At 58.5% G+C, this 13,741-nt stretch carries 10 protein-coding genes; 8 read left to right on the top strand and 2 right to left on the bottom strand.

The features are described 5' to 3' along the window. Window positions 1–4: 4 nt before the first annotated feature. On the bottom strand, window positions 5–1,009 hold the full coding sequence (gene gap / locus P8S54_RS00375; RefSeq protein WP_281442757.1) for a type I glyceraldehyde-3-phosphate dehydrogenase: 1,005 nt from the start codon (window positions 1,007–1,009) through the stop codon (window positions 5–7). A gap of 257 nt (window positions 1,010–1,266) precedes the next feature. Here gap and pyk point away from each other — a divergent pair, with 257 nt between their 5' ends. Continuing rightward, window positions 1,267–2,733, top strand: a complete 1,467-nt coding sequence (gene pyk, locus P8S54_RS00370) for a pyruvate kinase (protein ID WP_281442756.1) — start codon at window positions 1,267–1,269, stop codon at window positions 2,731–2,733. A 22-nt stretch (window positions 2,734–2,755) separates the two neighbouring features. Then, on the top strand, window positions 2,756–3,232 hold the full coding sequence (locus P8S54_RS00365; protein ID WP_281442755.1) for a methylglyoxal synthase: 477 nt from the start codon (window positions 2,756–2,758) through the stop codon (window positions 3,230–3,232). A gap of 13 nt (window positions 3,233–3,245) precedes the next feature. On the opposite strand, the gene cra is transcribed toward P8S54_RS00365, so the two are convergent. Next, window positions 3,246–4,220 carry a catabolite repressor/activator gene (gene cra, locus P8S54_RS00360; protein WP_009099622.1) on the bottom strand — a complete coding sequence of 325 codons (975 nt, stop codon included), beginning with the start codon at window positions 4,218–4,220 and terminating at the stop codon, window positions 3,246–3,248. Window positions 4,221–4,457: 237 nt separating this feature from the next. Here cra and ptsP point away from each other — a divergent pair, with 237 nt between their 5' ends. The 6 genes from ptsP (at window position 4,458) to P8S54_RS00330 (ending at window position 13,708) form a co-directional block, all read left to right on the top strand. After that, window positions 4,458–7,328, top strand: a complete 2,871-nt coding sequence (gene ptsP, locus P8S54_RS00355) for a phosphoenolpyruvate--protein phosphotransferase (RefSeq protein ID WP_281442754.1) — start codon at window positions 4,458–4,460, stop codon at window positions 7,326–7,328. After that, the gene (pfkB, locus tag P8S54_RS00350) at window positions 7,328–8,299 is read left to right on the top strand and encodes a 1-phosphofructokinase (protein ID WP_281442753.1); all 972 of its coding nucleotides are present in this window, start codon (window positions 7,328–7,330) and stop codon (window positions 8,297–8,299) included. The genes ptsP and pfkB overlap by 1 nt, the downstream gene beginning before the upstream one ends. Then, complete coding sequence (locus P8S54_RS00345) at window positions 8,296–10,032, top strand: PTS fructose-like transporter subunit IIB (RefSeq protein ID WP_281442752.1); 1,737 nt, start codon at window positions 8,296–8,298, stop codon at window positions 10,030–10,032. Before pfkB ends, P8S54_RS00345 begins: the two co-directional genes overlap by 4 nt. Window positions 10,033–10,271: 239 nt before the next feature. Further along, window positions 10,272–11,930 (top strand): glucose-6-phosphate isomerase, encoded by a 1,659-nt coding sequence (pgi, locus tag P8S54_RS00340; RefSeq protein WP_281442751.1) that lies wholly within the window; start codon window positions 10,272–10,274, stop codon window positions 11,928–11,930. 86 nt (window positions 11,931–12,016) lie between these two features. Next, on the top strand, window positions 12,017–12,397 hold the full coding sequence (locus P8S54_RS00335) for a gamma-glutamylcyclotransferase family protein (protein WP_281442750.1): 381 nt from the start codon (window positions 12,017–12,019) through the stop codon (window positions 12,395–12,397). Window positions 12,398–12,628: 231 nt separating this feature from the next. Next, window positions 12,629–13,708 (top strand): PA0069 family radical SAM protein, encoded by a 1,080-nt coding sequence (locus tag P8S54_RS00330; protein WP_281442749.1) that lies wholly within the window; start codon window positions 12,629–12,631, stop codon window positions 13,706–13,708. The last annotated feature ends 33 nt before the right edge of the window (window positions 13,709–13,741 follow it).

Raw genomic sequence — 13,741 nt, 5'->3', positions numbered from 1 at the left:
GGGGCTATCGCGCGTTTTTTTGCATCGCGATGGCAGTATCCAACATACGGTTGGAGAAGCCCCACTCGTTGTCGTACCACGCCATGATTTTCACCAGCCGACCGTTCACACGGGTGTGGTTCGCGTCAAACGTCGATGAGTGTGCATCATGGTTAAAGTCGATAGACACCAGCGGCTGAGCGTTAACGGCCAACACCGGAGAGTTAGCGGCAGCTTTCTCAACAATCGCATTGATCTCTTCTTTGGTAGTGTCACGACCCGCGTTGAACGTTAGATCCACCAGTGAGACGTTAATCACCGGTACGCGCACCGCTAAACCATCAAACTTGCCCGCCAGTTCCGGCAACACCAAACCTACGGCGGCAGCTGCGCCGGTTTTGGTCGGAATAATGGAGTGGGTAGCGCTACGGGCACGGTACGGGTCGGAGTGATACACATCCGACAGGTTCTGGTCGTTGGTGTAGGCATGAACGGTGGTCATCAGGCCGTTTTCGATACCCACCACATCGTTTAGCGCTTTGGCAACGGGGGCTAAGCAGTTGGTGGTGCAGGACGCATTCGACACCACTTTATGGTCAGCGGTGAGAATTTCGTCATTCACTCCGTACACAATGGTGGCATCCGCATCCGGGCTGGGCGCAGAAATCAGCACGCGCTTGGCACCGGCAGCAATATGCTTGGCCGCTGCCTCGCGCTTGGTAAACAGGCCGGTACACTCCATGACCAAATCAATATGCATGGAGGCCCAAGGCAAATTAGCCGGATCGCGCTCTGACGAAATCGCAATGCGGTCGCCATCCACGCTGATGCTTTCTGCATCATGCTCAACCGCAAACGGAAAGTGCCCATGAACGGTGTCGTGGCGCAGCAGATGCGAATTGAGGGAGGGGTCGCCCAGATCATTAATCGCAACGACCTGAACGCGATCACGGTAGCCGTTCTCGTACAGCGCACGCAGCACATTGCGACCAATCCGTCCAAAACCGTTAATGGCAACTCTTATTGTCATGGTAGCACCTCAATCAAGCAGTGGTCGTAGATGGCGTATTCTGTAAAAAAATTACTAAAAATACGTATTTAATCACCTTTAGGCCGATTTAAACCTGCTATAACCGCCTAAAGAGGCTAAAAATCATCCAATATGTAGTAAAATTACTATATAAAGACTACCGTAGTCCAATACTTAATCAACGATTCGTCGGCCTACGGTACCTTGCGTCCTGCAACACAAAAGGTTCAGCCAACGCTGCTTAAGGAGTCACCGTTATGACACGCACAACGCCCCCCACTCCCCTTCGTCGTACCAAAATTGTTGCCACGCTTGGCCCCGCTAGTGACCTCCCCGGGGTGTTGGAAGCCATGCTTAAAGCAGGCGTGGATGTGGTGCGACTGAACTTCTCCCACGGCTCTGCTGATGATCATCGCCGTCGCCTGAACGATGTCCGCGAGATCGCTCAGCGCCTTGGCCGCAGTGTCGCGGCACTCGGCGACCTGCAAGGCCCTAAAATTCGCATTTCCCGCTTTAAGGAAGGCGCTATCCACTTAGACATCGGTCAAGCGTTTGTGCTCGATATGGCCATGGATGCCAACAGCGGCACCGCTGAGCGGGTTGGCTGTGACTATAAAGCGCTGGTGGATGACGTTGACCCCGGTGACCGGCTGCTGCTGGACGATGGTCGCGTCGTATTGGACGTCACCACTATTGTTGGGCAGGAAGTTCACACACGCGTTCACGTGGGCGGCAAACTGTCCAACAATAAAGGTATTAATAAGCAGGGCGGCGGCCTGTCAGCACCGGCACTCACCGATAAAGATAAGCAAGACCTGAAAACAGCAATCGACATTGGCGTGGATTATTTAGCCGTCTCTTTTCCGCGTCACGCCGCCGATATGCAAGAAGCCCGCGCGCTGCTGGGTGAGGAAGGCAAAGAGATTGGCCTAGTAGCCAAGCTGGAACGCGCAGAAGCTGTGGCTAATGATGAGACGCTTGATGCCATTATTGAATCCTCAGAAGCAGTGATGGTGGCGCGTGGCGACTTGGGCGTTGAAATTGGTGATGAAGCGCTGATCGGCACGCAAAAACGCATCATCAAGCACGCACGCACCCTTAATCGCGCTGTGATTACCGCCACACAGATGATGGAGTCGATGATCGAATCGCCACTTCCCACGCGTGCAGAAGTGTTCGACGTGGCTAACGCCGTACTCGACGCCACCGATGCGGTCATGCTCTCTGCAGAAACGGCAGCGGGCAACTTCCCGGTGGAAACCGTGGAAGCCATGGATCGCGTTTGCTTAGGCGCTGAGCGTGAGCGGGTTGCTCAAGCCTCCGGACACCGCATTCATGAAGGCTTTGAGCGCATTGATGAAACCATCGCACTATCCGCCATGTACGCTGCTAACCACTTAACTGGTGTACGCGCTATTGCCTGCATGACCTCCACCGGCTACACGCCTCTGATTGCCTCGCGCATTCGCTCTGGCTTACCGATTGTCGGCTTAGCCCACAGCCCCATCGCCCAGCGGCGCATGGCGCTTTATCGCGGTGTCGTCTCGATCCCATTTGATACCACTCACATGGAAGCCGCCGACGTCAATAAAGAAGCCATTAAGCTGCTGAAGGCACATGGATTGGCACACCCCGGCGAGCATGTCATTCTTACTCGCGGCGACCATATGAATGCCCACGGCGGCACCAACACCATGAAAGTACTGGCCGTTGACGCCGAATAATTTTTCTTCAGGAGACCCCACCATGACTGACGCCCGCCCACCCCGCCAAGCCGTGCGCACGCTGCAACCGCGCAAGCGTATTGCGCTGATTGCCCACGATGGCAAAAAAACCGAGATGCTGGAGTGGGCGACGCGCTGGCAAGATACGCTGAGCCAGCATACGTTGATTGGTACGGGCACTACCGCCGAGCGGCTTAAAACCGCCCTGGGGCTAGAAGTAGAAGGCTTAATGAGCGGCCCGCTGGGCGGCGACCAGCAGATTGGCGCGCGTATTGCCGAGCAGCAGCTCGACGTGCTGATTTTCTTCTGGGACCCCTTTGCCCCGCAACCCCACGACCCGGATGTGAAAGCCCTGCTGCGCTTGGCGGCGCTATGGAACGTACCGGTGGCGTGTAACGCCGCCAGCGCCGACTTCCTGCTCTCCTCGCCCTATCTTAGCGAGCGCTACGACATGTCGATTCCCGATGCGAACGCCTGGGCCAAGGCACGCACGGTATAGCCTCCCTGAAACTCTATCGGGTACGCAGGTGGCGCGATACCACCTGCTGCCCGCACTGGTAGGTTCCATTCATCGCACCCAGCACGCACTGCAGCGTTAGCTCCGCAATTCGATCGTAATCCTGCAACGCAGAATTAACCGGTTGGGGCAGGAAATCTAGCAGGCGGTGGTCACCAAACGTGGCTAACCGCAGCGTCTCTGGCAGCCCACCCTGGGCAAGCAGCTCATCAAATACACCCTCCATAAGCGCGTAGGAGGCCGTCACCAGCGCATCAACCTCACCTACCGCCAAGGCTTGCTTAGCCAGCTCAACGCCCAGATCACGCTCGTAACGCTCGCCGCTAAAGGTGACTGCCTCAACTCCCTGACCTTCTAACGCCGCCAGGAAACCGGCGCGACGCTCGCGGCTCACCGACAGCTCTGGCATGGCATCTAGCCAGGCAATGCGCCGCGTTGAACTCGTCATCACCGAACGTGTTAGCGCATAAGCCGCTTCATGATCATTGCTCACCACACTGGCAAAACGTTCAGGCGTCAGGCCACGGTCCATGCCTACCACGCTCCACCCTTCATCGGCTAAATCCGCGTAAAAGGTGTCGTTTTCGGGCAGGCAGCTCGCAGTAATCAGCACTTCACAGCGCTGGGCGCGCAGCGCTAGGGCCAGCGTTCGCTCGCTGTCTGCGCAGTCGTCAGAACTCACCACCAGCAGCTGATAGCCGCGCTCGCGGGCGCCGCGCTCCAAGCGTTTAGCGAGGCGCGCATAGCTGATGTTTTCCAAATCCGGCACGATCAGGCCAATCAAACGGCTAGCGCCACGGCGCAGCGCAGCGGCCTGAGGGTCAATGTGATAGCGGTGCTGACGCACCACGGCCATAACTTTGTCGATGGTGGCTGAACTAATGCGCCGCTGTTCAGCCTGGCCGTTGATTACATAGCTTGCCGTGGTGCGCGAAACCCCGGCGAGCCGGGCAATATCGGCAAGTGTCATGCTGGTTTCTCCCTAAATGAAGACGGCAGTTTAGCAGCCGTTTTACCCTCTTCAGACAAAAGTCTAAAGAAACAACCCTTGTGCCTAAAAGTGAATCGATTCAGCATAGCCAACTAACCACAGGTGACACGATTCATCCAGCTAACCTTAACGATCTACGACTAACATCTTATGCGCGCACCTTCGCCGCCAATCGCAGACGTTGCTGTTGCCTGACCGCGTTTACAGGAGATCCCTATGTTGACACTCGGCCCCGATGACATCTTGCTCGACCGCCATGCGGACCACTGGCAAGCTGCGCTCGACAGCGCCGCCAACGCGCTAGCGGATGCTGGCTTGGTGGCGGCCGAGTACCGCGACGGCCTCCATGACCGTGAAGCGCAGTCCTCTACCTACCTCGGTAACGCGATTGCGATTCCGCATGGCACGCCTGACAGCCGCCGCCATGTAAAGCGCACTGGCGTACGCGTGCTGCAATTCCCCAAGGGAGTACAGTGGCACGATGGCAATACGGTGTATGTGCTGGTCACTATTGCGGCACAAAATGATGAGCATCTGGACATTCTGCGCCAGCTAACCCATGTTCTTGACCGTGACGGCGTAGCCACTGAGTTGGCCAGCGCCAGCTCCGCCGCTGATGTGGCTCGACTGCTATCCAAGCCAACACTGGCACCTCGCCTGGATGCCGATACCCTATGCGTTAACTTTCCCGCCCGCGACCCACAAGAACTAGCTCTGGCGGCCGCGGCACGGCTGCGCCAAAGCGGCTGCGTGGATAACGGCTTTATCAGCGCGGTGGCGAACGCCCAGCCACAGTGGCTAGGCAAAGGCCTGTGGCTTTCAAGCCACGCCCAAGGGGTGAACCATCCTGCACTAGGTGTGGCGACGCCCGCCGACACCACGCTTGAGCATAGCGGCTACCCAGTTCATGCGCTGTTCTGCCTCGCCGCCAGCGGCGATGCCCACCGCCCGCTGCTTGAGCAGCTGATGGCGGTACTAGAGAACGGCGAAAGCGAGAGCTTTGTGGGCAAAAACAGCGCCCAGCTACTTGCGGCACTGGCCGGTGAAACCGCCAGCACCCAAACCCGCCGCGTGCGCGTATTGAACCCCCACGGTCTGCACGCTCGCCCGGCTAAACAACTGGTTCAGATCGCCCGTGCCCAGCCCATGCCGATCAACGTGCGCCTGGAAGAAGGCAGCGCCACCACCGTCTCCGCCGCCAGCCTGACCAAAGTGATTGGTTTGGGTGCGCGCCGCGGCCAATGGCTGATTTTCTCTGCCGAGGGCGAACAGGCAAGCGCTGCGCTAGATGCCATTGCTGCTGCCGTGGAAGAGGGCCTGGGTGAAAAAGTCACGCCGTTCGACGGGGGCCGCGATGCCACGCCAGCCGCCAACGCCAGCAAGCCTGCCGTGGAGCCGCTGGCCGCCGATAAACCGCACACCGGCGTGGCAGCCTCCCCAGGGTTAGCAATTGCCCCAGTATTTGTTATTCGCCCGATGCAGTTTGATTACCCTGAGCATGCCAGCGACCCCACCCAAGAGATCGCACGCTTAGAGGCCGCTCTCAAAGAGGGCGCTGCCCAGCTGCAGGCGCTGGTACACAACGCCCCCGGCGGCGAAGTAGCCGACATTCTCTCCATGCACGAAGAGATGCTCGACGACCCCGAACTGCACCAGGCGGCGATTGACGCCATCCGCGAAGGCCGCTCGGCACAAGCGGGCTGGTGGGAAGCCATCGACACCGCCGCCCACGCCCAAGAGATGCTGGCCGACCGCCTGCTGGCGGAACGCGCTGCCGACCTGCGCGATGTAGGCCGCCGCGTGCTCGGCGTGCTTTGCGACGTTACCCTGCCCGAGCCGCCCGACCACCCCTATATTCTGGTGATGGACGATATCGGCCCCTCTGATGTGGCCCGCCTAGACACCTCCCGCGTGCGCGGCCTGCTGACCGTTCGCGGCGGTGCGACCGCCCACAGCGCCATCTTGGCACGTGCGCTCGGCATTCCTGCCGTGGTCGGTGCCGGTGAAGCGGTGATGGCGCTGCATAACGGCGGCATGATGATTCTGGATGGCGAGCGCGGCCGCGTAACCTCGCAACCTTCCGAGGAGCGCCTGCGCCGCGCCGAACAGCAGCTGCTCGACCAGCAGCAGCGAGAAGCGGACGCCTGGGAGCTGCGCTTTGAGCAAGCGCAAACCCGCGACGGTCATAAAGTGGAGGTGGCTGCCAACCTGGGCAACACTGCCCACGCCGCCGATGCGGTAGAACGCGGTGCGGAAGGCGTCGGCTTATTGCGCACCGAGTTCCTGTTCATGGCCTACTCCAGCGCTCCGGATCTCGCCACGCAAATCGCCGAGTACCGCGAAGCCACCGACGCGCTGAATGGCCGCCCGCTCGTCGCCCGCACCCTCGACGTCGGCGGCGACAAGCCACTGCCCTACTGGCCGGTGCCCCAGGAAGACAACCCCTTCCTTGGCCTGCGCGGTATTCGCCTAGCGCTGACCCAGCCGGAAGTACTGGAAACCCAGATTCGCGCACTGCTGATGGCCGCCGTTGGCAAACCGTTACGCATCATGCTGCCGATGGTTAAAGACGTGGCCGAGTTCCGCGCGGCGAAGGCGATCTATGACCGCCTGCTCAAAGAGATCGCCCCCCAGCAGCGCGCCACCGACGTACAGCTTGGCGTGATGATTGAGGTGCCTTCCAGCGCCCTATTAGCGCCAACACTCGCCGCCGAAGTCGACTTCTTCTCCGTGGGTACCAACGACTTAACGCAGTACACCCTGGCGATTGACCGCGGCCACCCGGAGCTTTCTGCCCAAGCCGATGGCCTGCACCCGGCGGTACTGCGGTTGATTCAAATGACCGTCGAAGCCGCCCACGCACAGGGCAAATGGGTTGGCGTGTGTGGCGAACTGGCTTCTGATGCGATGGCCGTACCGGTTCTGGTGGGCTTGGGTGTCGATGAACTCTCCGTCAGCGCACGCCAAATCCCGCTGGTCAAAGCCCGCCTTCGCGAGTTTGATCTTGCCCAAGCCCAGGCCAGCGCCCAGCTAGCGCTGAGCAAAGCCACCAGCGACGAAGTCCGCGACGCTCTGGAGGCCAGCTAATGGCACGTGTGGTCTGCATTACGCTGAACCCGGCGCTGGATCTCGCCTTCAACCTGGATGCACTAACGCTGGGGCACGTGAACCGCCCCACCGGCGCGCAGCTGGAGGCCGCAGGTAAAGGGGTGAACGTCGCGCGGGTATTGGCAAGCCTGGGTCACGAGGTGATCGTGAGCGGCTTTTTGGGCGCAGAGAACGATACCCCGTTTAGCCTCGCCTTCCCCCGTTACGGCGTTGAAGATGCCTTTGTACGGGTGCCGGGCAATACGCGCATCAACGCAAAACTGGCCGAGCAGAGCGGCCGCGTGACCGATATCAACGGCCCCGGCATGCCCATCGAAGCTGCCCATCTGGATGCTTTACGTACCACGCTCAGCGGCCTGTTTGAAAGTAGTGCGCCGCCTCAAGCCGTGGTGGTCGCAGGCAGCCTGCCTCCCGGCATCGACCAGCCCACGTTTGGCGAGCTGCTCACCTTCCTCAAAGGTTTCAGAGTGCCGCTTTGGGTAGACACCAGCGGCCCGGCGCTGCTCACGGCGATTGCCACGCAGCCTGCTGCCGTGAAGCCGAACGAAACCGAGCTGGCCGACTGGGCGGGCAGCGCGCTTGATAGCGACCAGCAGCGCCAAGCGGCCGCCGAGCGGCTGCACGCCAGCGGTATCGAACACGCGCTGATTTCAGCAGGTGCCGAAGGCGTTCTATGGGTGAGCCAGCACGGCACTTGGCAATCCACGCCACCCACCGTCACCGCCACCAATACCGTTTGCGCGGGTGACACCTTTGTGGCGGGCATGCTCCACGGGCTGCTAAGCCACCACTCGCCTGAAGACACGCTTCGCTTCGCGACGGCGCTGTCTGCCGACGCGGTACGCCATGTCGGTGTGGGCACTTCCCACGCCGATGATTTTGACTCACTCCAACAACAGACCCGGGTACGGCGTCTTGACGACACCCACACCGAGGGAGCCACGCGATGAACCTTATTCTGATTACCGCCTGCCCCAGCGGCATGGCGACCACTTTCCTGGCCGCCAAGCGCCTAGAACAAGCCGCCACTCGGCTAGGTTGGAACGTTCATGTGGAGATGCACGGCGAGATTGCGCCGCTGCAAGCCGCCAGCGCCGAGCAAATCGCTAGCGCCGACTTAATTGTCGTAGCCGCCGACCATGTACCCGCCCCAGAGCGCTTTGAGGGTAAGCGGCTATTTAAGGCCCCTATTGCCAGCGCCTTACCCGACCCCTCGTCATTTTTGACCCAAGCCAAGCGGGAAGCGCCTATTTTCAGCGCTCCGGCGGCCACGGCGGCTACCCCGGCAAGCAGCGCAGGCGTCAAAAGGATTGTTGCCGTCACCGCCTGCCCCACCGGCGTTGCCCACACCTTTATGGCCGCAGAAGCGCTGGCCGAAGCGGGCAAAGCCATGGGCCACCAGATTCGTGTGGAAACCCAAGGCTCGGTGGGCGCACAAAACAAACTCACCGAAGATGAGATCGCCGCCGCTGACGTGGTCGTATTGGCCTGCGATATCGAAGTGGACCCCACTCGTTTTGCGGGTAAGCGTATTTATCGTACGTCTACCAGTAACGCCCTAAAAAAGCCGCGCCCGACGCTTGAAGCCGCCTTTACCGACGCTGCGGTGGAGGACGGCACCAGTGCCGCCAATGGCGCATCGGCCAAGAAAGGCATGAAAGAGAAAGGCGTCTATAAACACCTGCTAACCGGTGTTTCCTTTATGCTACCCATGGTGGTGGCGGGCGGCTTGTTAATTGCCCTCTCGTTCGTGTTTGGTATCGAAGCGTTCCAAGAAGAGGGAACGCTGGCTGCCGCACTGATGCAAATTGGTGGTGGTACCGCGTTTGCCCTGATGATTCCCGTGCTGGCAGGTTATATCGCCTACTCCATTGCCGACCGCCCCGGTATCGCTCCCGGTATGATTGGTGGCATGCTGGCCGCCAATATTGATGCTGGTTTTATCGGCGGTATTTTGGCTGGCTTCTTGGCAGGCTACGTGGCACTGGCCGTGACTCGATACGTTAAGCTACCCGCGAGCATCGAATCCCTCAAGCCCATTCTGATTATTCCCTTTGTGGCCAGCCTCGTCACAGGCCTGACCATGATCTACGTGATTGGGGAACCCGTGGCCGCCATTATGGCCGCCCTAACCGGCTTCCTCTCCTCTATGGGGTCTACCAATGCGGTGCTACTGGGGATTTTACTGGGTGCCATGATGTGCTTTGACCTAGGTGGCCCAGTGAACAAAGCGGCCTACACCTTTGGCGTGGGCCTGCTCGCATCACAAACCTATGCGCCCATGGCAGCCATTATGGCAGCGGGCATGGTACCAGCCATTGGCATGGGCATTGCCAGCTTTGTCGCCCGCCACAAGTTTTCTGCCCCAGAGCAGGAAGCAGGCAAAGCCTCGTTTGTGCTTGGCCTGTGCTTTATCAGTGAAGGGGCGATTCCCTTTGCAGCGAAAGACCCGCTACGCGTGATTCCTGCGTGTATTGCTGGGGGTGCCGTGACCGGCGCGCTCTCTATGCTGATTGGTGCCCAGCTCATGGCACCTCATGGCGGCATCTTTGTGCTACTGATCCCGAATGCCATTACGCCTGTGCTGCTCTATCTTGGCGCGATCATTGTGGGCTCTTTGATCACCGGCTTAGGCTATGCCTTTATCAAACGCGGTGCCGCGCAGGTCGCTGTCGCTAGTTAACGATTGCAGACTGGCATTGCCAAGGGCGGGCCTGAACCCGCCTTTTTTGCCGACATGCCGCTCATACCGCTCACACCGCACAACAACTTGTTTTATTACCTACTTTAAGCCAATTAAGCCCATATTTGGCTTTCATATCACGCAATATGTAGTATTTTTACATAAATAAAAGCGACGAAAGGGGCAGCCCCCTCACCCTCGTCAGTGATAACGATGTAAAAACAATAGGATCGCCCGTTATGTTTCAACTCACTCGCAGTGTCACTTGGCAGGCTCTTGAGCGCCTGCGCGACAAAACGACTCAAGACCGTATCCGAGATTATTTCACCAACGACCCACAGCGCTTTGAAAAAATGAGCCTGCGCGTCGGCGGCCTGTTTCTCGATTACTCAAAGCACCACGTTTCTGACGAGGTGCTCGCTAAGCTGATTGAGCTAGCTGACCACTCTGCACTGGTACAGCGACGTGCCCAGATGTTCTCGGGGGACATTATTAACGTCACCGAAAACCGTCCCGTACTTCACACGGCTCTTCGCCATTTAGGCGATGAGCCCGTGTATGTGGATGGCGAAGACGTGATGCCCGAAATTACCCGCACCCGCGAGCAGATCAAAGTGTTCTCCGAAGCGGTGCGTAACGGCGAGTGGAAAGGCTATGACGGCCAGCGCATTAAAGACGTAGTGAATATCGGTATTGGCGGCTCTGATCTAGGCCCCAATATGGCGGTCCGTGCCCTGTTGAAATACCGCCACCCGGAGCTGCACTTCCACTTTGTTTCCAACGTGGACGGCACTCATATTCAGAAGGTGCTATCACGACTCAATCCCGCCACCACGCTCTTTATTGTTTCTACTAAGACCTTCTCCACCCAGGAAACCCTGCTAAACGCCAAGACCGCACGGCGCTGGTTCCTGGAAAACGCCGGAGAAGACGCCGACGTCGGCGCGCACTTTATTGCCGCCTCCACCAACCGCAAAGCGGCGATGGAGTTCGGCATTCGTGAAGAGAACGTGTTCGAGTTCTGGGCCTGGGTAGGCGGCCGCTACTCCATGTGGTCATCCATCGGCTTGCCCATTGCGCTCTCTATTGGCTTTGAAGGCTTTATTGAGCTGCTGGAAGGCGCTCACGAGATGGACCGGCACTTTATCGAAGCGCCGTTCGCCCAGAACATGCCGGTACTGATGGCGCTGATTGGCATTTGGTACATCAACTTTATCGGCTCAGAAACTCAGGCCATCGTGCCCTACGACCAGGCGCTGAACCAATTGCCCTCTTTCCTGCAGCAGTTGGATATGGAGTCTAACGGCAAGTCGGTGGATATTTTCGGTCATCCGGTCAATTACAAAACCGGCCCGATTGTGTGGGGCCAAACCGGCTCCAACGGCCAGCACGCGTTCTTCCAGCTGCTACACCAGGGCACCCGCTATGTGCCCATCGACTTTATCGCCTCGCTCAAGCCGGAACCCGGCGTGGAAGACCACCACTTCGCGCTGCTCACCAATATGCTGGCGCAAGCCAACGCCTTTATGGAAGGCAGCCAAGGCGACAGCAAAGAGCTCAGCCAGCTCGACCCCTATAGCTGCCCAGGCAACCGCCCTTCCAGCACGCTGCTACTCGACGAGCTAACGCCGAAAAACCTCGGCGCGCTGATTGCGCTCTACGAACACAAGGTGTTCGTCCAGGGCGTGATTTGGAACATCAATTCGTTCGACCAATGGGGCGTGCAGCTGGGCAAGCGCATCGCCGGAGAGATCAGCGAGCGCATCGACGCCAACGCCGCCGACTTCGATGCTTCTACCCAGGGGCTGCTAGAATTAGTCCGCGCCCACTTCCCGGGTACCACACACCGAGCAGAACCAGAGGCCGGTGACAAAAAGCCCGCCCGCAAGAAGCGTTAAATTCATGGATAGGTAAGTAAAGCGCCTCGGCAAACTGCCCAGGCGCTTCTGCAATCGCTCTTATCACATTGTACGAGGTGAACGTCATGCATCATCTTCACCAAGCTATCCAACGCTGCCCGCGAGTAGCGGTATACGGCACGTTAAAGCACGGCCATCGCAATCATCATTGGTTAAACGGCGCTGAAATGCTGGGCCAAGACCATTTAACAGAGATCACGCTTTACGACCTTGGCCCCTACCCAGGTGCCCAGCTTACGCCATCCACAGGCGTTGTGGTGGAGGTGTATGCCATTAACGCTGATCAGCTAGCGCGGCTCGATGAGCTAGAAGATTACCTGCATCACTCTCCCGCAAAAGGGATGTACGACCGGACGGTGTTAACAACACAGTATGGCGATGCATGGTGCTATATCTACAACCCAACGGTTGATGCAACGTCGTTGATCAAGAGCGGAAAGTGGTAAAACAGTTTAAAGAAGGGCCAGCGCCTCTTGCGTACTCACAACCTCCGCATACCCCCCGTCTAAATTCGCCAGCGACATCGCATGCACCTCGTCGGCAGTGCGATAGGTGCCGGCGTAATCTCGCTTTGCAAACGTGAAAGTGGCTGTACTGACCGCTTGGTTGCGGTGCTGCGAAAACCTCATATACTGTATTTATGAACATATATGTTGATACTACGTACGAGGTGGCAGATGACATCACTGGATCCCTCTCGCGCGACCGTGCATAAAGGGCGCGGTGCAACCTACGACCCGCACAACCGCTTTGCCCCTACCCGCAGCGTGGCAGAGGATGACGGCTGGTGGCAGGAAGAAGCCTCTAGCTCGCTGGCAACAGAAGTACGCGAGGAAGCCAGCAAAAGCGCGCTCTCTTGGAACAACTCGCCGGATTTACCTTTTGACCGTTCGCTTAATCCTTACCGTGGTTGTGAACATGGCTGTGTCTACTGCTATGCGCGCCCCTCCCACGCTTATTGGGATTTGTCGCCAGGGCTAGATTTTGAAACCAAATTGATCGCCCGCAGCGGGCTGGTGGAACACTTAAAAGAGGAGCTTTGCCACCCTCACTACGTTTGCCGCCCGATAAACCTATCCGGCAATACCGACTGTTACCAGCCGCTAGAAGCCACCTACCAAACCACCCGCCGTTTGCTGGAATTACTGCTGGCTTGCCGCCACCCAGTCACGCTTGTGACAAAAAGCACACTGGTGCTGCGGGATTTGGATCTCTTGGCAGAAATGGCCGAGCATCGCTTAGTGCGGGTATTTGTCAGTTTAACCAGCCTGGATGCCAACCTTAAACGCACGTTAGAACCCCGCGCGGCATCGCCTCAGGCGCGTTTGAAGGTGATCCGAGAACTAAACACGGCGGGCATACCGGTGGGCACACTGGTGTCACCGATTATTCCGGGGCTTACCGACCACGAAATTGAACGCCTCTTGGAAGCCGCCAGCCGTGCCGGGGCACGCACCGCCACGTGGATGCTGCTGCGACTCCCCAATGAAGTCGCCCCCCTATTTGAAGCTTGGCTGGAAGCCCACTACCCCGAGCGAGCGGCTAAAGTGATGAGCCTCATTCGCCAGTGCCGAGGCGGGCAAAACTATGACGCACAATTTGGTAAGCGCTTTCGCGGTGAAGGGGTATTTGCCGACTTGATCGCCCAGCGCTTTAGCCGCGCAAGTCGCCAGTGGAACATGCAAAACCGCACCGAACAGGGCTTAAATACTCGGGATTTTTGCCCACCACGGGCACAGGGGGATTTATTCATTTAAGCTAGACAGCACACTGATTAGTTGCCGCCAAGG

Source organism: Halomonas sp. M1 (assembly GCF_029581375.1).
GTDB lineage: Bacteria > Pseudomonadota > Gammaproteobacteria > Pseudomonadales > Halomonadaceae > Vreelandella.
The sequence above is the reverse complement of the archived record's forward strand: the minus strand, read 5'-3'. Positions and strand labels throughout refer to the sequence as shown.